General features: G+C 38.6%; 22 protein-coding genes and 1 other annotated feature. Of the genes, 7 read left to right on the top strand and 15 right to left on the bottom strand.

What is annotated here, in order from left to right:
• Nucleotides 1-9: 9 nt before the first annotated feature.
• From MMB69_RS00505 to ezrA, 5 genes are all read right to left on the bottom strand, one after another.
• The gene (locus MMB69_RS00505) at nucleotides 10-1,602 is read right to left on the bottom strand and encodes an amidohydrolase (protein WP_221784686.1); all 1,593 of its coding nucleotides are present in this window, start codon (nucleotides 1,600-1,602) and stop codon (nucleotides 10-12) included.
• 123 nt (nucleotides 1,603-1,725) lie between these two features.
• Complete coding sequence (locus tag MMB69_RS00500; protein ID WP_013059477.1) at nucleotides 1,726-1,914, bottom strand: alpha/beta-type small acid-soluble spore protein; 189 nt, start codon at nucleotides 1,912-1,914, stop codon at nucleotides 1,726-1,728.
• Between the two features lie 88 nt (nucleotides 1,915-2,002).
• A complete protein-coding gene (gene thiI, locus MMB69_RS00495; RefSeq protein WP_277447010.1) occupies nucleotides 2,003-3,214 on the bottom strand; it encodes a tRNA uracil 4-sulfurtransferase ThiI in 1,212 nt (403 codons plus the stop codon).
• A gap of 6 nt (nucleotides 3,215-3,220) precedes the next feature.
• Complete coding sequence (locus tag MMB69_RS00490; protein WP_277447009.1) at nucleotides 3,221-4,363, bottom strand: cysteine desulfurase family protein; 1,143 nt, start codon at nucleotides 4,361-4,363, stop codon at nucleotides 3,221-3,223.
• Nucleotides 4,364-4,635: 272 nt separating this feature from the next.
• Nucleotides 4,636-6,327 carry a septation ring formation regulator EzrA gene (gene ezrA, locus MMB69_RS00485; RefSeq protein WP_277447008.1) on the bottom strand — a complete coding sequence of 564 codons (1,692 nt, stop codon included), beginning with the start codon at nucleotides 6,325-6,327 and terminating at the stop codon, nucleotides 4,636-4,638.
• A gap of 213 nt (nucleotides 6,328-6,540) precedes the next feature.
• Between ezrA and hisJ the strand changes: the two genes are divergently transcribed.
• A complete protein-coding gene (hisJ, locus tag MMB69_RS00480; protein WP_277447007.1) occupies nucleotides 6,541-7,335 on the top strand; it encodes a histidinol-phosphatase HisJ in 795 nt (264 codons plus the stop codon).
• On the opposite strand, the gene refZ is transcribed toward hisJ, so the two are convergent.
• Nucleotides 7,327-7,974, bottom strand: coding sequence for a forespore capture DNA-binding protein RefZ (gene refZ / locus MMB69_RS00475; protein WP_050688629.1), 648 nt, complete (start codon nucleotides 7,972-7,974; stop codon nucleotides 7,327-7,329). The two genes, hisJ and refZ, sit on opposite strands and share 9 nt — an antisense overlap.
• A gap of 217 nt (nucleotides 7,975-8,191) precedes the next feature.
• Here refZ and MMB69_RS00470 point away from each other — a divergent pair, with 217 nt between their 5' ends.
• Both MMB69_RS00470 and rpsD read left to right on the top strand, forming a co-directional pair.
• Nucleotides 8,192-8,671 (top strand): GAF domain-containing protein, encoded by a 480-nt coding sequence (locus MMB69_RS00470; protein WP_013059483.1) that lies wholly within the window; start codon nucleotides 8,192-8,194, stop codon nucleotides 8,669-8,671.
• A gap of 416 nt (nucleotides 8,672-9,087) precedes the next feature.
• Complete coding sequence (rpsD, locus tag MMB69_RS00465; protein ID WP_013059485.1) at nucleotides 9,088-9,690, top strand: 30S ribosomal protein S4; 603 nt, start codon at nucleotides 9,088-9,090, stop codon at nucleotides 9,688-9,690.
• A gap of 73 nt (nucleotides 9,691-9,763) precedes the next feature.
• Here the strand turns inward: rpsD and tyrS are convergent, their stop codons facing one another.
• Together tyrS and acsA are read right to left on the bottom strand one after the other, a co-directional pair.
• Nucleotides 9,764-11,023: a tyrosine--tRNA ligase gene (gene tyrS / locus MMB69_RS00460; protein WP_221784691.1), complete on the bottom strand. Its 1,260-nt coding sequence runs from the start codon at nucleotides 11,021-11,023 to the stop codon at nucleotides 9,764-9,766.
• Nucleotides 11,024-11,098: 75 nt separating this feature from the next.
• Nucleotides 11,099-11,309, bottom strand: a binding site (T-box leader).
• A gap of 139 nt (nucleotides 11,310-11,448) precedes the next feature.
• Nucleotides 11,449-13,164 (bottom strand): acetate--CoA ligase, encoded by a 1,716-nt coding sequence (gene acsA / locus MMB69_RS00455; RefSeq protein ID WP_043975961.1) that lies wholly within the window; start codon nucleotides 13,162-13,164, stop codon nucleotides 11,449-11,451.
• A 284-nt stretch (nucleotides 13,165-13,448) separates the two neighbouring features.
• Between acsA and MMB69_RS00450 the strand changes: the two genes are divergently transcribed.
• From MMB69_RS00450 to MMB69_RS00440, 3 genes are read left to right on the top strand one after another with little or no spacing between them, the layout of a single operon-like run.
• Nucleotides 13,449-14,081 carry a hypothetical protein gene (locus MMB69_RS00450; RefSeq protein WP_013059488.1) on the top strand — a complete coding sequence of 211 codons (633 nt, stop codon included), beginning with the start codon at nucleotides 13,449-13,451 and terminating at the stop codon, nucleotides 14,079-14,081.
• A gap of 30 nt (nucleotides 14,082-14,111) precedes the next feature.
• The gene (locus MMB69_RS00445; protein WP_016765739.1) at nucleotides 14,112-14,753 is read left to right on the top strand and encodes an acetoin utilization AcuB family protein; all 642 of its coding nucleotides are present in this window, start codon (nucleotides 14,112-14,114) and stop codon (nucleotides 14,751-14,753) included.
• On the top strand, nucleotides 14,753-15,916 hold the full coding sequence (locus MMB69_RS00440; protein ID WP_221784693.1) for an acetoin utilization protein AcuC: 1,164 nt from the start codon (nucleotides 14,753-14,755) through the stop codon (nucleotides 15,914-15,916). Before MMB69_RS00445 ends, MMB69_RS00440 begins: the two co-directional genes overlap by 1 nt.
• Before the next feature lie 29 nt (nucleotides 15,917-15,945).
• Here the strand turns inward: MMB69_RS00440 and motS are convergent, their stop codons facing one another.
• The 7 genes from motS to MMB69_RS00405 form a co-directional block, all read right to left on the bottom strand.
• On the bottom strand, nucleotides 15,946-16,602 hold the full coding sequence (gene motS / locus MMB69_RS00435) for a flagellar motor protein MotS (RefSeq protein WP_221784694.1): 657 nt from the start codon (nucleotides 16,600-16,602) through the stop codon (nucleotides 15,946-15,948).
• Nucleotides 16,592-17,395 (bottom strand): flagellar motor protein MotP, encoded by an 804-nt coding sequence (gene motP / locus MMB69_RS00430; protein ID WP_221784695.1) that lies wholly within the window; start codon nucleotides 17,393-17,395, stop codon nucleotides 16,592-16,594. The genes motS and motP overlap by 11 nt, the downstream gene beginning before the upstream one ends.
• 53 nt (nucleotides 17,396-17,448) lie before the next feature.
• Nucleotides 17,449-18,447, bottom strand: a complete 999-nt coding sequence (gene ccpA, locus MMB69_RS00425; RefSeq protein WP_221784696.1) for a catabolite control protein A — start codon at nucleotides 18,445-18,447, stop codon at nucleotides 17,449-17,451.
• Between the two features lie 558 nt (nucleotides 18,448-19,005).
• Nucleotides 19,006-20,082, bottom strand: coding sequence for a bifunctional 3-deoxy-7-phosphoheptulonate synthase/chorismate mutase (locus MMB69_RS00420; protein WP_221784697.1), 1,077 nt, complete (start codon nucleotides 20,080-20,082; stop codon nucleotides 19,006-19,008).
• A 348-nt stretch (nucleotides 20,083-20,430) separates the two neighbouring features.
• On the bottom strand, nucleotides 20,431-20,754 hold the full coding sequence (ytxJ, locus tag MMB69_RS00415) for a bacillithiol system redox-active protein YtxJ (RefSeq protein WP_221784698.1): 324 nt from the start codon (nucleotides 20,752-20,754) through the stop codon (nucleotides 20,431-20,433).
• Between the two features lie 212 nt (nucleotides 20,755-20,966).
• Nucleotides 20,967-21,422: a YtxH domain-containing protein gene (locus MMB69_RS00410; protein WP_013059496.1), complete on the bottom strand. Its 456-nt coding sequence runs from the start codon at nucleotides 21,420-21,422 to the stop codon at nucleotides 20,967-20,969.
• Nucleotides 21,423-21,449: 27 nt separating this feature from the next.
• The gene (locus MMB69_RS00405) at nucleotides 21,450-21,935 is read right to left on the bottom strand and encodes a DUF948 domain-containing protein (protein ID WP_013059497.1); all 486 of its coding nucleotides are present in this window, start codon (nucleotides 21,933-21,935) and stop codon (nucleotides 21,450-21,452) included.
• A gap of 282 nt (nucleotides 21,936-22,217) precedes the next feature.
• Between MMB69_RS00405 and MMB69_RS00400 the strand changes: the two genes are divergently transcribed.
• Complete coding sequence (locus MMB69_RS00400; protein WP_221784699.1) at nucleotides 22,218-23,333, top strand: aminopeptidase; 1,116 nt, start codon at nucleotides 22,218-22,220, stop codon at nucleotides 23,331-23,333.
• Nucleotides 23,334-23,340: the final 7 nt, after the last annotated feature.

Genomic DNA, 23,340 nt, shown 5'->3' with positions numbered 1-23,340 from the left:
GGGCGCTTTTTATTTTTGATATACAATTTCTCCATTAATAGCAGTCATCTGCACCTGTACCCCTGGGATATCATCTACATGTATCTCAAACAGATCTCTTTCTAATACGGTAAAATCAGCTACATAGCCCTTTTGAACATATCCTTTTTTATGCTCTTGATGAATGGCCTGCGCGCTTCCTAAAGTAAACAGCTGAACAGCTTCAAATACTGTGAGTCGCTCAGACGGTATGTAAACGACCGAGCTATTTGGAGAAGTTTTTCTAGAAACTGCTGCATGAATCGTTAACATGGGATTGATAGGTTCAATAGGCGCATCCGATCCGCCTGCACACATAACGCCCTCGTTCAATAACGTTTTCCAAGCATAGCAATAGTCCAAATGCTCTTCTCCAATTTTTTCAATAACCCATGGAAAATCACTGGCTAAAAACCGAGGCTGGATATCCAATACAACCGGGAGCTTTTTTACACGCTCAACTAAATCTTTTCGTAGAATTTGCGCATGAATAATACGATCTCTTTGCCCTGCTTGAGGAGGATATTGTTCGATGCTTTCTACTACATATTGAAACGCTAAATCACCAATTGCATGAATTGCAACCGTCATGCCCAATTCTCTTGCTTTTCTCACTAGCTGTTTTAATTCATCTAGTGATTGAATAGCTACACCTCTTGTAGAAGGGGCGCTTTTGTATGGAAAACTTAAAAGAGCAGATTGACTGCCGAGAGAACCATCAGCAAAAATCTTCATTGGCCCTATTTCAATAAAAGCGGATGTGTCTTTCTTTTCTTCAACGTATGTATACATATCATCTACAGCTTCATGATGAACAAGCAAATGAGCACGAAACAGCTGCTTTTCTTTATGAATAACGTCTTGAAATGCTTGATATGTACGCAAAAAGCCTCCATAATAATTTAAATCTTCCGTATGTCCACCCGTCAATCCGTGCTGAACACAATCTTTAATGGCTACTGAAAGAGCTTGTCGGATGTATGCTTCTGATACTTGAGGAATATGAGCCGTTACTAATTCTTGCGCTTGATCAGCCAAAAAACCGGTAGGATTTCCCGCTTCATCCCTCTGGATAATACCTCCTTCCGGGTCGCGTGTTTCAGCTGTAATCCCGGCTATTTTAAGAGCAGTCCCGTTTACTACTAATCCGTGACGACAGACTCGCTTCAACATAATAGGATGTTCTGTTGAAAGTTGATCAAGATCTTGATACTGAATCAAAGAGGAATCTTCCCACTGATTTTCATCCCAACCTTCTCCAATTACCCATTCTCCTTTTGGTGTACTCTCTACTTTTTGCCGAACGCGCATCAGCACGTCTTTCCTAGAAGTAGCTTGAGACAAATCAAGCCTAAGAAGCTTTTCACCGTGACCAATTAAGTGAAGATGGCTATCTACAAAGCCCGGATACATTGGATATCCTTTGAGGTGTACTTCTTTGTTAATCTCAGCACCCCATTTGATTCTTAGATCTTCTTCTGCGCCTATATCTTCAATGAATCCTTTTTCAACATATACGCTTTCTACATGCTCACCTTCTTTTAGCATCGTATATATTTTGCCGCCGTAAAATAAAGTCCCCATCGCCAACATCTCCTTTACTTTATAAAGCTTGACCTTATCTCTATTATACGTGACAAAACAAACAAGACAAAAGAGTGAGGTTTCCCCCACTCTTTTTAGCCATCATTATTTAGTTAATATGACTTATTTACCACCAAGTTGTTGCTCAGCCATTTGAACTAAGCGTTTAGTGATTTCTCCACCAACAGATCCGTTAGCGCGAGCTGTTGCTTCTGGTCCAAGATTTACACCGAATTCAGAAGCGATTTCGTATTTCATTTGGTCGATAGCAGCTGCTGAACCAGGAGCTACTAATTTGTTTGTGTTTGCCATGTGTTTTCACCTCCTTGTTGAATATAGATTGTGTCAAAACACATGGCATCATACATTATTTTTTTGGTAATTTTATGAAATTTAACTTTTAAAACAAATCTTCTACGCTGTCTTCGGTATTTATAGCCGAAGAAGCTGTCATCTCAAGCGTTTCTACATTATTTACCGCTTCTTGAATTAATGTTTCAAAATCATAAAATTGTTCGTATCGATTTATTTTTTCACGCTTTGGCTTCGTTTTTGGTGAGCTTGGCGTAAAAATGGTACAGCAGTCTTCATACGGTCGATTCGAAATTTCATGTGTATCAATTTTGCGGGCGATTTCCACAATCTCCGTTTTATCCATTGTTACAAGAGGACGCAAAATTGGCGTATTAGTCACTTCATTAATCGCATACATGCTCTCAACCGTTTGACTAGCTACTTGCCCTAAGCTGTCGCCAGTTACGATAGCTAACGATTCATTTTTTTCACGAATAAGGTCGGTAATTCGAAGCATCATACGGCGTGTAGAGGTCATAGTATAATTCTCTGGAATTTGCTTTTGAATCGCTTGCTGTACAGCTGTAAACGGTACAATGTGAAGCTTTACTTTTTCGTGATAAGCCGTTAATTTTTGCGTTAAATCGATGACTTTTTGCTTAGAACGTTCACTTGTAAAAGGCGGACTGTAAAAATGAACCGCTTCTATTTCTAAACCGCGTTTCATGGCTAGGTATCCTGCAACCGGGCTGTCGATTCCTCCAGAAAGCATCAGCATCGCTTTTCCACTCGTACCAACTGGAAGACCTCCTGCTCCGCGATAATCAAAACATGTAATATACGTTGCTTCACTTCTCACTTCTACTCGTACATTTACGCTTGGTTCTTTTACGTTTACCTTTAGATGCTCTGTATTTCGTAGAATATGACTTCCTACTTCATAATTTAATTCGTTTGTATCAAGAGGAAATTGTTTATACGCTCTTCGAGTAGATACTTTGAATGTTTTTCCTTCTACATCAAATTCTTTCATTGCTTCTAACGCTGCTTCTTGAATCGCTTCAAGCTCATTTTCAACTTTTAATGCTAAACTAAAGCTTTGAATACCAAAGATTTGCTGAAGACGTTCGATGATAGGCTCGTGATTTTCACCGTTTAAGTGAATATACATGCGGTCTCTTGTGTATTTTACGTGAATATTTTGGAATGCACTAAGAGCCGTTACAATATTTTTTCTTAACTGGGCAACAAATTTTTTTCTATTTTGTCCTTTGGTTGAGATTTCTCCGTACCGAATTAAAATATGGTTATATATCATAATCATTTACCTCATTACTTTCTTTAGATCTTCAATTACTGTGAAAATAGCATTTACAATGGGCGTTACTTCATTATAATCATTTAAGCCTGACAAGCTCAATCGAATGGACTGATCGGCTTCTTCGTAATTTTTACCGACAGCTAAAAGCGTTTTGCTTGGCTTTTTTCGCTTTGATGAGCAAGCAGATGTAGTGGATACAAACACTCCTTTTTCTTCAAGAGCGTGAACAAAAACCTCACCTTTAATACCTTGTGCTGTAAAATTTATAATATGGGGGGCCGAATGCTCATTCGGCGTATTAATCGTGATTCTTTCGTGAGCAGAAAGGTTGTCCATCAGTTCTGCTTTTATTTTCCGCATTTTTTGCTGATTTTGAGCAGCATGTTCAAGTGTTAAACGAAGTGCTTTAGCAAATGCTACGATTCCCGGCACATTTTCCGTGCCTGATCGATGCTGCATTTCCTGAGAGCCTCCGCTAAGCAACGGATGAAGCTGAACTCCATTTCGTTTATATAAAATTCCCGTCCCTTTTAAGCCGTGAATTTTGTGTCCTGATAATGTGCATAAATCAATTTTATGATCCGCTAAAGAAAGCGGAACTTTTCCGATCCCCTGCACATGATCCACATGAAAAAGTACCTTCGAATAGTTCGTCAGCATCTGTCCAATTTCTTCAATTGGCTGAATGGTGCCAATTTCATTATTTACATGCATAACAGATACTAAAATGGTTTCATCTGTAATAGCGGACTCAATAGCCGCAGGTGATACAAATCCACTTGAATCTACCGGAACATACGTAACGTTAAATCCTAGGGCTTCTAACTGCTTGAATGGTTCATGAACAGAATCATGTTCAATATTTGTCGTAATGATATGCTGACCTCGGCTTTTATATTGCATCGCTACGCCTTTAATAGCCAAATTATTCCCTTCCGTTCCTCCTGATGTAAAGATAATTTCATTTGACGATACGTGCAGCAATTCTGCTACTTGCTCACGTGAACGGCTCAACAAATTCTCCGCCTGTACGCCAAATTGATGGAGGGACGATGGGTTGCCATAATAAGTTGTAGCTACTTTAGTAAAAGATTGTATGACTTCATTATAGGGTTTTGTTGTAGCGCTATTATCTAAATAAATCAAGGATGCGCGCCCCCTTCTTCATTTTTTAGGAACAACGTATTATCATATCACACCTTGGTACTTTTTTAAATTAGGCTTTGCCTTAGTAATCATAACAAGTATAGACCATCTTTTCAAAAACTATTTACCACTTTATAACCAAGGTGTTGACTGGTCCTTCCCAACAGTTGCTGGCACGTTCGTAGGCTATATAGCGTTGCAGAAGGTTATCATCAAACAAATAGAAAAGAAAAGCGTCATAAAAAAGCTCGTGTCCTTTGGACACGAGCTTTTTAACTCTGTGAAGATACAATACGCTGTATACGATCCAGCGCACCAGGATCTACTTGCTCAATAGCTGCAGATGCCTGTTTTAATGCTTCTTTGTATTCGTAATGACGAAATGCTTCTTCTGCTTCTTCTAAAGACTGTGCAATCGAGTGATGAGTACTTCTATAACGGTTACCGTATTGAATCACTCTTTCAACGAGTCGCGCTTCTTCTAACATTGCCTCTGTTTCATCAAATGTATCCTGAACAAAACCAACAGCATCTTCAAGTAAAGATTGAACAGCTTGAATATTAAGCGGTTTTTCTTTCAGCTTAGCGGTTACTTCATTTAAGATATGAACCGTTTTTTCAAGCTGCACTTTATATTCTTCAGGAACACCAGGAAGGTTGCTTTTTTGAATAAGGCGTCGTGCTTCAATCAACTGAGATTTCAGTTCTTCTATTTTGTCCTTAGCTGAGAGCTCATCTTTGCGAAGAGCTTGTAGCATATCGCTATAGGATTCCTGAGATTCTTTTAATTGGTTAAGCTGTTTGGAAACGTCTTCGAGTTCTTCTTGGATCACACTGTAGGCTAAATTGTGCTCCGCCACCTTGTCCGAAATATTATAGTACAAGTTAGTCAATCGTTTTAGTTCGCGGTCCATTTTATAATATACGTCTAAATCGCGCTCTTTAAAATGATAGCTTTGCTGTACAAATAGCGTTTCTTCACGAAGTTCACGGTTTCGTTCTTGAAGCATACGAAGGAAGTTAGATACCGTATGAGATTCACGGTTCATTTTATGATAGGAGAAAACCTCATGCTCAAGTGAGTCATATAACTGCTCTAAGCGTTCGTTCACATCATCTAGTTTTGTAATCGCTTCTTCCACATATAATTCTTCAATATCTGCAATAATTTCAGCAGTTTCTTGTTTTAAAAGCTCTATCGTTTCTTCTACTTGCAGATGATCTAACACATATCCCTGCTCACTCATTTCGCGGAACCCGTCAAGCAGTTCATTGAACTGAACAGGAAGAGTGGTCTGACACTCAACTAACACTTTTGGAATTTGTTCTAAATACGAATCAATAGCTGTTAAATCAGTTTTTAATTGAAGAACAATCTCACGTGCTTGAAGATAGTTTCCGTTAATCGTCTCTTCCTCGTATTTTTTAAACTGCTCTTTAGATGTATTAATTGCGTATTCTAACGTTTTTTCAGCATTTCCATAGGAATACCGATGTGCGAGCAATTTTTTCTTCACATGGCGGTGAAGCTGATTTAATTCCTCAATATCATATCGATTATCTTGTTCGCTACCAATTAAATTTTGAAGTTCAGTAAGTATGTTTTCAATATCTATCTTGGTTTGTTCTAAGGCTTGATCAATATGTATAGATAACTGCTTCGCTTTTTTAAATCGGTATTTATCTGCTGCTTCTTCCGTTTCAAACAGTTCTTTATCAATTTTCGGGAGATTAGTTGATATAATTTCATCCCACTGCTCACGCCAACGTTCAAATAGCTCTTCAGTTTGACCTGTCATGTTCAATTCTTTTACTTTTGAAATTTCCTCTGCAACTGGCGTATTTGCTAATTCGACTTTGATCGTTTCCAGGCGATCAATTTCTTGATAAATCTTTTTACGTGAAAACATTCCGTACACAACTAATCCGATAATAAGTATGATTAGTGCTATAATGAATTCCATACTAAGCCCCCTTACAGTGCGTTCTACATGACAAGTTTCTTATTTATAAAAAGGGTGAATTTAATCCTTTAAATTTTTTTGCGTCAATGTTTTTATGATACCATGTAAAGTCCAACTTTTGAGCAAAAAATTAAATTTTTTTATACAAAATATTGGCATGGAGTCACTTTGTGTCGTTACAATGGAAAAAGAAGAAAAAAGGAGGCATTTTTTATGAAAGTTGACAAACATATTCATACTCCATTTTGCCCACACGGTTCACCTGATTCATTGCAACAATATGTTGAACAGGCGATTTCCCTGAACTTTGACGAGATTTCGTTTACAGAGCATGCTCCATTACCAAAAAGCTTCAGTGATCCGACCCCTGATCGCGACAGCGGAATGGATCCTGACAAACTTGATCGCTACATTCAAAACGTACAGCAAGTTAAAAAAGAATTTGAGCGCGATATTCGTATTAATATCGGATTGGAAGTTGACTTTATTGAAGGATTTGAACACGAAACAACAGATTTTTTAAACGAGTATGGTCGTTATCTCGATGACAGCATCCTTTCTGTCCACTTCTTAAAACATGAAGAAGGATATGACTGCCTAGATTTTAGCTCTGACGTATTTGCACATATTGTACAGAAGTTTGGCAGCCTAAGCAAAGTATATGATAAGTATTACAACACGGTATTACGCTCTGTACAGGCCAATTTAGGCGTTTATAAGCCTAAGCGCATTGGTCATATGACACTCGTACATAAATTTCAAACTCACTTTCCATATGAAGACACACTTTCCCCTATTATTTTATCAATACTCGATGAAATAAAAATGAAAGATCTGGCTTTGGATTATAATGGTGCAGGGTTGTTTAAGCCTTTGTGCAAGGAAGCGTATCCAGCTCCCTTTGTCGTAAAAGCAGCCCAACAGAAAAAAATCCCTCTCGTATATGGGTCAGACGCCCACTGTGCGAAGGATTTAGGCCAAGGCTATGGAGAGCTCCATTTAGGATAATTGAACGCGCAGTTTGTTTGTCCGTTCATATGGCAAACATACTGTTGTGTGCACCCATTGCTCAAGCTCAATCGCATATTGCTGAACAAAATAAGGTTCGTGAGGCAATATATGAAGAACTTCACTTAGGTACTGAGGATGAAGATAAGGCATAGACAGCATGCCCTTAAGCTCAATGATTGTAAAGGAAACGTGCAGCTTTCGAAACTCCTTTTCTTTCATCCCTCTTTCAAGGATTGTTTTTAAGTAGTATTTTTCCTTGGTTAAATACGTAGTCATAACTTCTCGAATTAAAATCGTGTCAAGAGAGATTTCTCTATATACGAGTCGGGCAATATGCCTATTTTCGTGCTGGTAATGTAAGATAGCTCGAATCATCACGATCATACTTTCTGTTGGAGACAGTTTTTTCATTTCTTGGAATGCTTGCTCCAGCACCCCAATATAACCTTCAAAATAAGAAATCACTAAACTTTCAAGCAATCCTTCTTTGCTATGAAAATAATATGAAATATTCGCTACGTTCACTTTCGCTTTTCCTGCAATCTCGCGCACCGACGTACCATCAAAACCTTTTACGTTAAAAAGAGAAACAGCCGCATCAATAATTTTCTCTTTCGTTTTTGACTGTACAGCCATCTATCTACACCTCATTTCGATTTATTTTTACAAAACACATATGATTGCAAAATTGTGTAGAAATCGTTACAGTATTTAAAAAGGATTTTAGTAGCCTCTCTACATAATTCGTGATAGGCTTTTTAGTTCCTGTAATCTTTTATCGACAAAGTAGCGTTAAAACTGACGTTTCCTGATAAAAATTCATTAAATCTTATGTTGAATGGAGGAGAATACATTGTTTAATGTCGAAAACTACAGCGGCTCAAAACAAAAGGATTATGAATTAGTAATTAAGCAATTACGCGCCCTATCAGAAGGAGAAAGCAATACCATTGCTAACCTAGCAAATGCTTCAGCTTTACTAAATCAATTTTTAAATGAAGTAAACTGGGTAGGTTTTTATTTAATGGAAGACGGCGAGTTAGTACTCGGTCCTTTCCAGGGGCTGCCGGCTTGTGTTCGCATTCCACTTGGAAAAGGCGTATGCGGTACAGCAGCTCAAAATCAACGAACAGAGCGAATTGAAGATGTTCATGCATTCCCTGGCCACATTGCATGTGATGCTGCTTCTCAATCTGAAATCGTTGTGCCAATGGTAAAAGACGGTAAACTTTTAGGTGTTCTTGATATTGACAGTCCAATCAAAAATCGTTTTGATGAAATTGATCAACAGTATCTTGAAGAATTCGTCAAAGAACTCACTTCTTTTCTTTGAATATGAATAAGCAAAAAAACCGCTGTACATCAGCGGTTTTTGCTTATTAAACAAACGTTTGATTAGCCCATCGCCACCGTTTTCTTATGTTCTTTCTTCTCCTTTCATACTTCAAAAGAATATATCCTTTCTTTTACATTCTTTTAATCTTCAATCTTCCTTGACTTTATACGAGGAAACACCTATAATACTCGTTGTGTGAAATATTGCAGCTTATACAATCTTCTTTATGTTTTTTCATTTTGTTCCTCATTAAAAGATTGTTTTACAGAAGTAGCAATCCTTTTAACAAGATGGTGTATCGTGTAACTCTCTGCTGCTAGAGCGATGGTACATGAAAACAAAATGAGCATATCGCTAGAATGTGTCTGTTTTTGTTTTGCATAAAATAAAAACACAAACAAGGAGGAGTCATCATGGCTCGTTATACAGGTCCAAGTTGGAAAATCTCTCGTCGCTTAGGTCTTTCTCTAAGTGGTACAGGTAAAGAATTAGAAAAACGCCCTTACGCTCCAGGTCCACACGGCCCAGGTCAACGTAAGAAAATTTCTGAGTACGGTTTACAATTACAAGAAAAGCAAAAATTACGCCACATGTATGGTGTAACTGAGCGTCAATTCCGTAACTTATTCGTTGCTGCTGGTAAATTAACTGGTAAGCACGGTGAGAACTTCATGATTCTTTTAGAAGCTCGTCTTGATAACTTAGTATACCGTATGGGTCTTGCACGCACTCGTCGTCAAGCTCGTCAATTAGTTAACCACGGTCACGTTTTAGTTGATGGTAAACGCGTTGACATCCCATCTTACCGTGTACAACCTGGTCAAGTGATCGGTGTTCGCGAAAAATCTCGCAACCTTTCAATCGTGAAAGAAGCGCTTGAAGTTAACAACTTCGTACCAGACTACTTAACAGTAGACGCTGAGAAATTAGAAGGTACATTCACTCGCTTACCAGAGCGTTCTGAATTATCTGCTGAAATCAACGAAGCACTAATCGTAGAGTTCTACTCTCGTTAATAGTAAAAAGCCGCTCCTTATGGAGCGGCTTTTTACTGTCTATATATAAAAAAAAGGCCTTTCGGCCTTTTTTTTATGCGTATTGAATAAGCGTATATTTTTTCTTGCCTCGACGAATCACTGTGAATTGACCTTCAATACGGTCTTCTGCACCTACTGTTTTTTGTAAATCTTGCTCGCGCTCACCGTTTAAGTAAATCGCACCGTTTGAAATATCTTCACGTGCTTGACGTTTAGAAGGAGAAATTTTACTTTCTACAAGTAAATCAATTAAACCAATATCTTCACCTGTATGCGTGTAAGAAGGAACATCCTTGAATCCTTGCTTAATTTCTTCTGCTGTTAACTCTGAAATGCTTCCGCTAAATAAAGCTTGCGAAATACGAATTGCTTGCTCAAGAGCTTCTTCACCATGTACAAGCGTAGTCATCGCTGCCCCTAGTGCTTTTTGTGCTTCACGTTTTTCAGGAGCTTCTTTTGCAGAAGCTGCTAATTCATTAATTTCTTCGTGTGATAAGAATGTAAAGTATTTTAAATATTTTATAACATCACGATCATCTGTATTAATCCAGAATTGGTAGAATTCATACGGACTTGTTTTTTCAGGGTCTAGCCAAATTGCTCCGCCCTCTGTTTTACCGAACTTCGTCCCGTCCGCTTTTGTTACAAGCGGAACTGTTAATCCAAATGCTTTTGCATCTTCTTCTGATTTACGAATTAATTCTAAGCCGGCCGTAATATTTCCCCATTGGTCGCTGCCGCCAATTTGAAGCTTACAGTTATATGTTTGGTATAAATTCAAGAAATCGTATGACTGTAAAATCATGTAGCTAAATTCCGTAAATGAAATGCCTGATTCGATACGAGATTGAACAGAATCCTTTGCCATCATATAGTTAATACCAAAGTTTTTACCGATATCTCGTAGGAATGTAATAACATCTAATGATCCAATCCAGTCATAGTTATTTGCAATAACTGCTGCATTTTCACCTTCTTCGAAATCTAAGAAGCGTGAAAGCTGACCTTTAATACGCTCACTAAACATGGCAACCGTTTCTTTTTCATTTAACGTACGCTCTGCTTTTTTACCGCTTGGATCTCCAATAAGACCCGTACCTCCACCAACTAATGCAATTGGTTGGTGTCCAGCTTGTTGAAAGCGACGTAAAATTAAAACAGGAAGCATGTGGCCGATGTGAAGGCTGTCGGCTGTCGGATCGAATCCGCAGTATAAACGAACAGACTCTTTACTCAAAAGTTCACTTAAACCTTTTTCATCCGTTTGTTGGTTAATGAGCCCTCGAAACTCAAGATCTTGTAAAATATCCATGTTATATATTCTCTCCTTTATCTAATTGCTCGTTACAATTTGTTGAACAACATAAAAAACGCCCCTTCTTAAAAAAGAAGGGACGAAAATATCGCGGTACCACCCTATTTGGAAATAAATTATTTCCCACTTAAATGATGTAACGGTCTACCCGTCTTTTGCTACTGTAAGTTCACAAAAGATGCTCAAGGACGTATTTCATATTTGTCTATGTACTGATTTTCAGCAACCATCAGCTCTCTTAAACAGGGAGACAAGTATTACTTCTTCCTATCACTGCAGTTTATTTTATTTAAAAGTTTACACCCCACAATTATGAATGATTTCATTTTAAAATTCAAGTCCAAAAAAAAGTTCAAACAGCTGGCTGTTTGAACTTTATAAAAACCACTTATTTTCCCTACAAAGATTGAAACATTTACTCCTTAGTCTTCCATCGTTGACAAATCGCCCGTTGGCAAATCTAATTCCCACGCTTTTAAAACGCGACGCATAATTTTACCACTTCGTGTTTTAGGTAGCTTATCTTTAAACTCGATTTCACGCGGGGCTGCATGAGCAGCTAACCCTTTTTTCACAAATTGACGAATATCTTCAATCAGTTCATCTGAAGATTCATATCCATCTCTAAGTGCGATAAATGCTTTAATAATTTCCCCGCGCACAGGATCAGGCTTACCAATGACACCCGCTTCTGCTACAGCAGGGTGTTCAACGAGTTTACTTTCTACTTCAAATGGACCCACGCGTTCTCCTGCCGTCATAATAACATCATCGATTCGGCCTTGGAACCAAAAATAACCGTCTTCATCCATATACGCCGAATCACCTGATACGTACCAATCACCTGGCATAAAATATGATTCATACTTTTCTTTGTTGTTCCAAATCGTATGCATCATAGATGGCCAACCTTTTTTAATTGCTAAATTACCCATTCGATAAGGTGGAAGCTCTTGTCCTTGATCGTCAACGATTGCTGCTTGTACACCTGGAATTGGTTTTCCCATAGATCCTGGCTTAATTTTCATAGACGGATAATTACAAATCGTTTGACCCCCAGTTTCAGTCATCCACCACGTATCATGAATACGTTTTTGGAACACCTTCATTCCCCAGCGTACCACTTCAGGATTTAACGGTTCTCCCACACTTAATACATGTCTGAGATTGCTTAAATCATAGCGTTTAACTAAGTCATCACCAGCACCCATTAGCATACGAAATGCTGTAGGTGCACTGTACCAAACCGTTACGCCAAAATCTTCAAGCGCTTGATACCATGCATCTGGACTGAATCGTCCTCCCACAATCACATTGGTTGCTCCAGCAAGCCAAGGACCAAAAATCCCATAGGAAGTCCCCGTTACCCAACCGGGATCTGCTGTACACCAATACACATCGTCATCTTTTAAGTCGAGCACCCACTTAGCAGTTTGATAATGCTGAAGCATTGCATTATGAACGTGAAGCACCCCTTTTGGTTTTCCAGTTGAACCTGATGTATAATGAAGCAGCATACCATCTGTTCTATCTACCCATTCAATCTCCACCTCTTTATTCGCCGCTTCTAATCGCTTCAGAAAATCTAGTTGAATGCCTTCTTCTTCTACATTTTCCCCTACCAGGAGAATGTGTTTTAAAGCTGGCAAATCTTTCACCGGAACGCGGCTCAGCAATTCAGGCGTCGTAATTAACACTTTTGCATCACTGTCTTGCAAACGATCTTTTACTGCACCTTCCATGAACGCTTCAAATAAAGGCCCAACAATAGCGCCAAGCTTCACCGCGCCTAACAATGCAAAATAAAGTTCCGGAGAGCGAGGCATAAAGATAAACACGCGATCTCCCTTCTCTACGTCTGCTTGTTTTAGCACGTTTGCGGCTTTGTTTGACCATTCTTTCATTTCTTTAAATGTATATTTTTCATTGCGCTGCGCATCTCGATAATAAAGCGCAACTTTATTTTTACGCGTAGAGTTTGCGTGCTTATCAATTGCTTCATAAGCTGCATTTAATTTACCTGTTTCATGCCATGAAAATTCCTTCTCCACTTGTGACCAGTCAAAGGTTTGATACGTTTTATCATAGTCCTGTAAGTTGTATACCCCTTCAATTACAGGAAGCGCTTCCACCTTCATCACAAACTCCCCCTTATGTATAAAATTTACAAACCTATTATATAACAAAAATAGACTTTTCACAATTTTATAAAAATTTTTTGTCGGAATTGGGATAATAGTCTCCCTTGTTATATGACAACCTTTGTTATAGAAGTGTCGAATTAACAAGAATCTCTTTTAATTTCCTATTCTATGTTTTTTAAAAAACTCCTTTTCTTTCATTTAATTTTTTGAAAACGCTTTAATATAGAGTTTTTTTTATATTATAATACAGATAAGACTGCTTGAAGGTGGTGATTCATGTGAAACATTCCCAAACATATAATATGAAAGAACTAAAAACAGCTGTTGGAGCAATTGTTATTGAAGGACCTGTCTCCTCCAAGACCTTGCAACAACTTGATTTTCATGAGCAACTAACGGCCTTTCGTCCACCTGAACAGCAAAAAGAAGCATTGATCGAGATTGCCAACTTGCCTGAAGGTAGAATCATTATTGCTCGCCATCATCATACAATCATTGGTTATGTAACCTTTTTATATCCCGATCCTCTAGAACGATGGTCGGAAGGAAATATGGAGAATTTAATCGAATTAGGAGCTATAGAGGTAGCCGCTCCATTTCGCAGCTACGCTGTTGGTAAAAACTTGCTTATCGTATCTATGATGGATGATGCAATGGAAGATTATATTGTCATTACGACAGAATACTACTGGCATTGGGATTTAAAAGGAACAGGGCTAAATGTGTGGGATTACCGCAAAATTATGGAGAAAATGATGAATAAAGGCGGACTGACGTGGTTTGCCACAGATGATCCGGAGATTAGCTCCCACCCTGCTAATTGTTTGATGGTAAGAATCGGGAGCAGAGTCCCTCAAGAAAGCATACAAGAATTTGATAGCCTGCGCTTTCGAAATCGCTTTATGTATTAAGCTGACCTTTAAGAAAAGGAGCTGTGTCTGATGATTGTTGAAGAGATGATGAAAACTGATCTCGTTACCTTAACCCCCGACCATACGATTGCTGAAGCTATGAAACTTTTAGATACACATAAGATTAGACATATTCCTATCGTTAATGACCTTCATCACGTAGTTGGAATCATTTCTGATCGAGACGTCAGAGATGCAAGTCCATCTATTTTAGATAATACTTATACATCTGCTCTTCTATCCGAACCCGTACGGATGATTATGCAAACAGAAGTCATTACAGCTCACCCTCTTGATTTTGTTGAAGAAATTGCAAGCATTTTTTATGAACATCAAATCGGTTGTATTCCCGTCACAAAAAACAAGCGGTTAGTAGGCGTTGTTACTGAAAGAGATCTATTACATACGTTTATTCAGCTTACCGGCACTAATAAGCCAGGTTCACAAATTGAAATAAAAGTAGAAAATAAGGCTGGCGTGCTCGCTGAAGTTACATCCCTTTTTGGTTCAACGAGAACAAACATCTTAAGCGTACTTGTCTACCCTGATGTAGATGAACGATATAAAATCCTTGTGCTTCGCATTCAAGCTATTAATCCATTGATTAGTATAAATACATTAAAAGAAAACGGCTATGAGGTGTTGTGGCCTAAATTACCGGAGATGACGTAATGACTAGTAATGCTGTATTTATTTATTCAGATGATATTCTTTCGTACAAATTCAGCAATAATCATCCGTTTAACCAGCTTCGTGTTCAACTAACATATGAACTGTTACGGGAATTTGGCGCTTTAGGCAATCAAGATATTGTATTACCGCGGATGGCATCTGATGAAGAACTTCAGCTTGTCCATGATACTAGCTATATTCAAGCGGTAAAATTAGCAGGAAGCGGCGAGCTTTCTGTTGAAAAAGCAGCAGATTTTGGTCTTGGAACAGAAGATACACCTATGTTTCCCAACATGCATGAAGCCAGTGCTTTTTTAGTTGGGGGTACACTTACTGCTGTAGATTATGTGATGACTGGAAAAGCTAAGCACGCTCTAAACTTAGGAGGAGGATTGCACCACGGCTTTCGAGGAAAAGCTTCCGGCTTCTGTATTTATAACGATAGCGCGGTAGCCATCAAATATATGCAGCAAAAGTACAACGCGCGCGTTCTCTATGTCGATACAGATGCTCACCACGGTGACGGCGTTCAATGGACATTTTATGACGACCCTTCCGTTTGTACTCTTTCCATTCATGAAACGGGCCGCTACTTGTTTCCAGGCACGGGAAACGTTAACGAACGCGGGCACAGTGAAGGCTATGGTTATTCATTTAATGTGCCTGTTGATGCTTATACCGAAGATGAGTCTTGGCTCGATGTTTATAAGACCTCTTTAAAAGAAGTAGCTGCTTTTTTTAAACCAGATGTTATCTTGACACAAAATGGAGCCGATTCTCATTATTACGATCCGCTCACTCATTTATGCGGCACCACGAAAATATACCGTGAGATTCCTAAAATTGCTCATGAAATTGCCCATGAATATTGTCAGGGAAGATGGATTGCGGTTGGCGGAGGAGGTTATGATATTTGGCGGGTTGTTCCTCGGGCTTGGTCATTCATTTGGCTTGAAATGGTTGAACGAAAGGCAGAAGGCATGCTTCCTCTGTCATGGCTTGAAAAATGGACAAAAATATCACCTCAACCCGTTTGCACGCAGTGGGATGATGAACCTAATATCTATCAGCCAATTCCAAGAAAACCAGAAATAACAGAAAAAAACGCTCAAACTCTTGAGCGCGCTCTTTATCCTATTCGTTCTCATACATCTCATTCTTAAAAAAAGGCTATACAAGCGTATGGCCTTTTTCACTGTGCTTCGGGATCTGAAATAATAATTTCGACGCGTCTATTTTTTTGTAGATTGCCATTAGACGTGTTCGGAACAAGCGGCTTTGTATCTCCGTATCCAAGTGCTTCAAAGCGGTTAGCAGAAAGAGAAAAATGGTTCGTTAAATAACGTATGACGCCGCTAGCACGCGCTGCCGATAGTTCCCAATTCGATGGATAACGATAGGTGTGAATGGGTCGATTGTCGGTATGACCTTCTACTTTAATATCATTTGGAATAGTACTGAATAACCTTCCTAATTCATCCAGAAAAGGGGTACCTTTTTTCAAAATGTCCGCTTGTCCTGTTTCAAACAGCACCTGTTCTTGTAAAATAAGCACAACTCCGCGTTCATCTCGCTTAGCAGTAATGACATTCTGAAGCTTATTTTCCTTCAGGTAATTCTGCACTTTTGCTAAAATGTTATCCAGGTTTTGAGACTGCTCGCTCTTTTCTACAGAAGCTAATAAGCCACCGCTTGTAAGCGAATTGACAACGGTCTGAAACTTTTGATTATCAACGCTAGACATTGAAAATAGTAAAATAAAAAAAACTAATATTAACGTCACCAAATCAGCAAATGTTACCATCCATTTTGGCGACTGTGCCGAATACCTTTTTCTTCTACGCTTCACGAACGTGTTCTCTCTTTTCTTCCAGTTTTCGCTTTTCAACAGGGGCAAATACTTTTAGCTTTGCTTGCACAAAGCGAGAATTTTGACCCGCCTGCAAGCCGATGACACCTTCAATAATCACTTCTTTAACAAAAAGCTCATGCTCCGTTTTACCAGCTAATTTAGCTGCGATTGGCTGAAAAAACAAGTTTGAAAGCAGCGCCCCGTAGAAAGTCGTTAAAAGAGCAATTGCCATGTTAGGCCCAAGCGATGAAGGGGTATTAAGGCTTTTAAGCATTAGCACTAGCCCAACGAGCGTCCCAATCATTCCCCAAGCGGGGGCATAATCGCCTGCTTTTTCGAACATACTTCGACCTCTCGCATGTCTTTCTTCCACTGCAGCTATTTCAGCTTCAAGCAGCTCTCGAATCACTTCCGGTTCTACTCCATCAATGGCTAGCAGAATACCTTTTTTCACAAATGAATCATCGATTTGCTCAAGCTCTGCTTCTAACGATAGAAGGCCTTCTCGACGCGCTTTTTCCGATAAATGTACAAATGTTCCTACAATTTCTTCTACATTTATATCTTTAGATTGAAACGCTTGTTTCCCTACTCTTCCCATATTTTTTAATTGTTTTAAAGGAAAGCTCACGCACAGCGTACCAAAAACGCCTCCTAGTACAATTAAAATCGATGGTACATCAATAAAAGCTAAAAAACCGCTCATTCCTCCACTTGAAATAACCCCAAACACAACCATAGAGATACCAATTAGTATCCCTATAGGTGTGAGCATATCAATTTTTTTCATATTCTATCTCCCCGTGTCTGAACTTTGGATTCGTTCTTATTCATTCACAGGTATTATTTTGTTGATTGTCTGAACTCGATGCGGTGAGGAAGCTGTACAATGCTGCTGTCTACCGTTTCTTTGTTCATGTATTTCGTTAAGAGACGCATCGCTACTGCACCAATATCATACATTGGCTGTACAACAGATGTTAACTGAGGACGAACCATTGTTGAAAGTCTTGTGTTATCAAAACCGATAACTTCTAGATCGTTTGGTACATTCAACCCGCGATCTTGTGCCCCGTGAATAACGCCTAATGCCATTTCATCCGTTCCAACGAAAATAGCAGTTGGCTTTTCATCTTCTTCTAATAGTTTTTCAACCGCTTCAATACCTGAATCGTACGTGTAGTCTCCTTCTACAATATAAGAATCACGCACAGGCAATCCGCTTTCAGCAAGAGCACGCTTGTACCCTTTTACTTTTTTCGCATGATTGATTGGTTCTTCTAGCGTACCTGAAACGAATGCAATATTTTTATGACCGCTGTCAATTAGTGATTGCACTGCATCAAAAGCTGCTTGTTCATAGTCAATAGTTACAGATGGGATTTGGTTAGTTGATTCGATTGATGCTGCAAGTACAACTGGAACCGGTGATTTTTTTAGCTCTTCTACGTGTTCTTCCGTTACGTTTCCACTCATGAAGATGATTCCGTCTACTTGTTTGCCAAGCATGTTATTTAAAAGGTGAAGTTCTTTATCTTGATTTTGATCGGAGTTACTTAAGATGATATTATATTTGTACATCGTTGCAATATCTTCGATTCCACGCGCTAATTCTGCATAGAAAATATTTGAAATATCAGGAATGATAACTCCTACTGTCGTTGTTTTTTTACTTGCTAATCCACGCGCTACTGCGTTCGGACGATAGCCTAGTCTTTCAATTGTTTCTAATACTTTTTTTCTAGTTGATGGTTTTACATTTGGATTTCCGTTTACCACACGAGAAACCGTTGCCATCGACACGCTTGCTTCCCTTGCTACATCATAAATTGTTACGTTCACAACAAACACTCCTTATCGAAAAACATTTCGTTTATTTTATCCTTATTTCATTTCTTGTATTTACGTATATAAATCCATCTTCCTTTATAGAATGGCTATTTCTAGCTCCTTCACTCTTACATACAGCTTAGATACCCTGTATGCATCTAAATCATTCCTGTTATGCCCTTATTATTACGTGGCAAAGACAATTTTACCAGTTTATATGTAACAATGTAAAAGACGGTGTATATTAAGTAAATAAAAAAAGTGAATCGCGAATTTATATCATATGCACTCACAGAATGATAGCGAATATCTGTAACTACTATACGATACTATGTGCTTCATCGCAACGTATTTACCGCCTTTTTCCGACAAGTTTCACGAGAATTTCATAAATTCTTGTTTTTTGGATTTGCACTTATTCTTTCCTATTTTGACAAAAGTTATCGACTGTTTTCAAAATACGGGATAATTTCGCTTATCTTTATTATAACGAAAGGCAAACAAGCTTGAAACCATTAAGTGCTTCAAACTTGTCATAAAAGTATACGAATTTTTCATTTTTACGTTTTTTTATAAATTTAAGTTACATATAGGTTTTAGCTGCTTCATAAATTCTGTAAATTGCGGGATATCCATTTGCTGAGCTGAGTCTGAAAGTGCTACCGCAGGATCCGGATGAACTTCTGCCATAATTCCATCTGCACCAATGGCAAGAGCTGCTTTAGCCGTTGGAACAAGTAAATCTCTTCTTCCCGTTGAATGCGTGACGTCGACTAAAACAGGTAAATGAGTTTCTTGTTTTAAAATGGGCACAGCTGAAATATCCAGCGTATTTCGCGTTGCTCGCTCATACGTACGAATTCCTCGTTCACATAAAATCAGCTGATCATTTCCTTTTGAAACAATGTATTCAGCAGCGTTAATGAACTCATCAATCGTAGCGGCTAAGCCTCGCTTTAATAAGACAGGCTTCTTCACCGCACCCGCTTCTTTTAACAGCTCAAAATTATGCATATTACGAGCACCAATTTGAATCACATCTACGTATTCTACAGCTGTTTCAATATCAGCAGGATCGACAATTTCACTAATAACAGCTAAATCGTATTCGTCAGCTACTCTTTTTAAAATTTGCAATCCTTCTAAGCCAAGGCCTTGAAAATCATAAGGAGATGTTCTTGGCTTGTAGGCTCCGCCTCTAAGCATCCGCACGCCCTGCTGCTTCACGGCTTTTGCTACGGCTGCTACTTGCTCATAGCTTTCAACGGAACAAGGTCCTGCTACAAAACGCTGAAGTCCGTCACCAATTGTTTCTCCTTTTACCGTAACAATTGTATTTTCCGGCTTCTTTTTACGGGATACAAGAAGTGCTTTACGATGATCATCTTCTTGAAGCTCTAAATGAGCTTTGAAGATCTCTTTGAAAATATGTTGAAGCGTAGACGTTTGAAACGGTCCTTCATTCTTGCTTAAAATCGCATCAAGCATTGATCGTTCACGAACGGGATCAAACCGTTTGGTTGACTGCATTCCTTTTAACTTTCCTATTTCTTGAACAAGCTCGCCTCGCTCATTAATAAGCTTTAACAGTTTCATATTTACTTCGTCAATTTGAGATCGCAAATGCTGAAGATCTGAATTCGTCATGTACGTCCACCCTTTCACTGATTTTAAACAATCCGTTTAGCAGGGTTACTACATAAGATGATAGATGATGGAGGATATATGTAAGGGGCTTCTCTGCTTTTATGTGCTAAACTACATCTATTGTACGAAAAAGCGGATGAAACCGCAATCAGCTTATAAAAAAAAGAGGTTGAGGCATAGCTAAATCGCTCCAATCTAAAGGCGAACAAATGGGATAAACAATCTATTATGGATTGCTTGTCATACCGCTAGAAGCAGCTACATACAGTAAACCTACGTTCACCATGCCACTGAAAAAATCCGAACGATTAATGTTCGGATTTTTCTTTTACTAAAATACTTTTTCGATTAGTGAGCTACGTTTTTCGCTAATTCGTCTTCGTTAATGTTCCAGTGAGAAACATGCCACTTCACTTTTCCATCTTCAAACAGAAGCGCTTGAGGTGATTCATGCTTCACTTCATACGTCTCAGCGATATAGTTAGATACATCACGTGAATCTTGAACATGAAGATAATAAGAAGGAATGTCTTCATGACTAGAAGCAAACGCTGAAAATGCCTCATGACCAGCTGCACTAATTGGACACGTTGTGCTGTGTTTTAAAAATAAAAAGCGATTGTTTTCTTTTACAACTTGTTCGAACTCTTCAACTGTTGAAATTTTTTTCATTTTTTCACCCTTTCTGTACTTACTCTTAAGTTTACATGGTTTGACCGTTCCCATACAAAAAGAGTGCTCAGCTTTATGTATGATGCTCATAAATTCATTTATAAGGTGGAGTTTTTTTCCGCAATGAAAAGATTATTTACTTGCTGTTATCCCACCTACATGACATACAAAAAAAGCGTTCACCCTATAGGGTAAACGCTTTTGATTCTTTATTATGGTCGTGGTACTGTGCTTTCCACTTCATCTAGTGCTTTTTGAGCTTCTGTGAGCTTCTGCTGAACGTCTTCGTTGCTTTGAGACTCAACTTCATCAGCAAGCACTTCTAAGCTTGTTGGCGGTAATGCTTCGTGTTCAGGATCTACTTTACGGAAGTTTTTCACCTTGTCCACTACTTGTGAAGATTGCTCAGACAGTGTTTGTGATAAACCAGCCGTTTTTTCTTTAGCCGTTTGAGCAAACCCTTGTCCTTTTTCAACAGCGCTGTTTTTCGCTTGCTCCGTTTTTAAACGAACGTAAGCTGCCTGCTCATTTAAATCAGAACGGAACTCTTTACCTGATTTTGGAGCAAGTAGTAATGCCGTTGCAGCTCCTACAACTCCTCCAATCACTGTTCCTACTAAAAAGCCTTTATTTGAAGTGTTGTTTGGTTTATTTGGTTTGTTTGACATATGCGTCTCCTCCTTTAAAGTTCATCCTTATGAAAATGAGCGTGAGCGTTGAACCGCTTTTTCTTTTACTTCAACAGGTACAGGCTCTGCATCAACTTTTTTCTGTTTTCTTAATTTTATACGTTCCCATACGTCTAATGCAACATTGCTCCATTGAACGACTTGAGCAACAGTTTCTTTATTTTCTTCTACTTTTTCTGAAACGCTTGATGATACGCTTTTAATAGACTTATTTAGGTCTTGAATTGAGTCACCTACGCCTTTAACAGAATCCACCACTGTGTTCAGCGCTTCGGATTTACGCTGAATATCTTCAGCTAACAGATTAGTCTTATGTAAAAGTGCAGTTGTTTCGGCTGTGATTCCTGTCATTTGTTTTTCTACACCGTCTAAAGTACCTGCCACTGAATTTAATGTGTGCTGAACGGATTTCAATGTTTTGGACACGGAAACCACCAGGTAAAAAATCGCAATGGCAACAATAGCAGCGCTTAAATAAAGAATAATAACCATCTGTGCAAGGCACCTCCTATTTTCTTCTCTCTTGTTATAACTACTTTCCCAATTTTATAAACAATTAAACCTTCTATTCCCTATAGACTCTTTAACTTTACCATATTCTCTCTGCTTTTATTCAGAAAAAGGGAAGATTGCTACATTATTTCGCGATATATGAGTTATTTCCCTTCCTAAAGAAAAAAAGGATTTTAAAGCATAAAAACAAACAAAATAAGCTCAGTGGGGTACAATAGAAAGTGAATCACCAATCATTGTTATTTTAAGGAGGCACTATTTATGAAAGACCCTAGAATTGCGACATTAGCTAAAAATTTAATTAATTATTCTGTTCGCCTTCAAAAAGGAGAAAAAGTATTAATCGAAAACTTTGGACTTCAGCGCGAACTTGTGACAGCACTTGTAGATGAAGCGTACAAGGCGGGTGGCTATCCATTTGTACTGCTAAAAGATCATTCGGTAGACCGAGCTCTTTTAAACGGTGCACAAGAAGAGCAGTTCAATATGATGGCAGACTTTGAAGCAAATGTAATGAAAGAAATGAATGCTTATATTGGCTTGCGTTCCGGTTCAAACATTTTTGAACAATCAGATGTTCCGGCAGAGAAAATGAAAATCCAAGGAAATACGATCGGTAAAAAAGTACATAGAGAAATTCGCGTTCCAAAAACAAAATGGGTTGTTCTTCGCTATCCAAACAATTCAATGGCGCAGCTTGCTAAAATGAGTACAGAAGCATTTGAAGATTTTTATTTTGATGTATGTAACTTAGACTATGGCAAAATGAGCAAAGCGATGGATGCTTTAGTTGAGCTCATGAACCGTACGGACAAAGTGCGTTTAACAGGTGAGAATACAGACTTAACGTTCTCTATTAAAGATATTCCTGCAGTGAAGTGTGCCGGGGAAATGAATATTCCGGACGGTGAAGTATACACCGCTCCTGTACGTGATTCTGTAAACGGCACAATTTCTTACAACACTCCTTCTAACTATCAAGGCTTTACGTTTGAAAATGTATCCTTAACATTTAAAGACGGTAAGATTGTTGAAGCAACCGCTAATGATACAGAACGCATCAACGGCATTTTTGATACGGATGAAGGCGCACGTTTTGTTGGCGAATTTGCGATTGGCGTAAATCCATATATTCAACATCCAATGCAAGACATTTTATTTGATGAAAAAATTGACGGAAGCTTCCACTTCACTCCTGGCGAGTGCTACGAAGATGCGTATAATGGAAACAAGTCAAATATTCACTGGGATATGGTGATGATTCAGCGTCCAGAATACGGCGGCGGTGAGATTTATTTCGATGACGTGTTAATTCGTAAAGACGGGCTATTTGTCATTGAGGAATTAAAAGCGTTAAATCCTGAAAATTTAAAATGAGTTTTGA

Source organism: Priestia sp. P5, assembly GCF_029522155.1.
Lineage (GTDB): Bacteria > Bacillota > Bacilli > Bacillales > Bacillaceae_H > Priestia > Priestia megaterium_E.
This window is presented reverse-complemented; position numbering and strand designations above follow the sequence as displayed.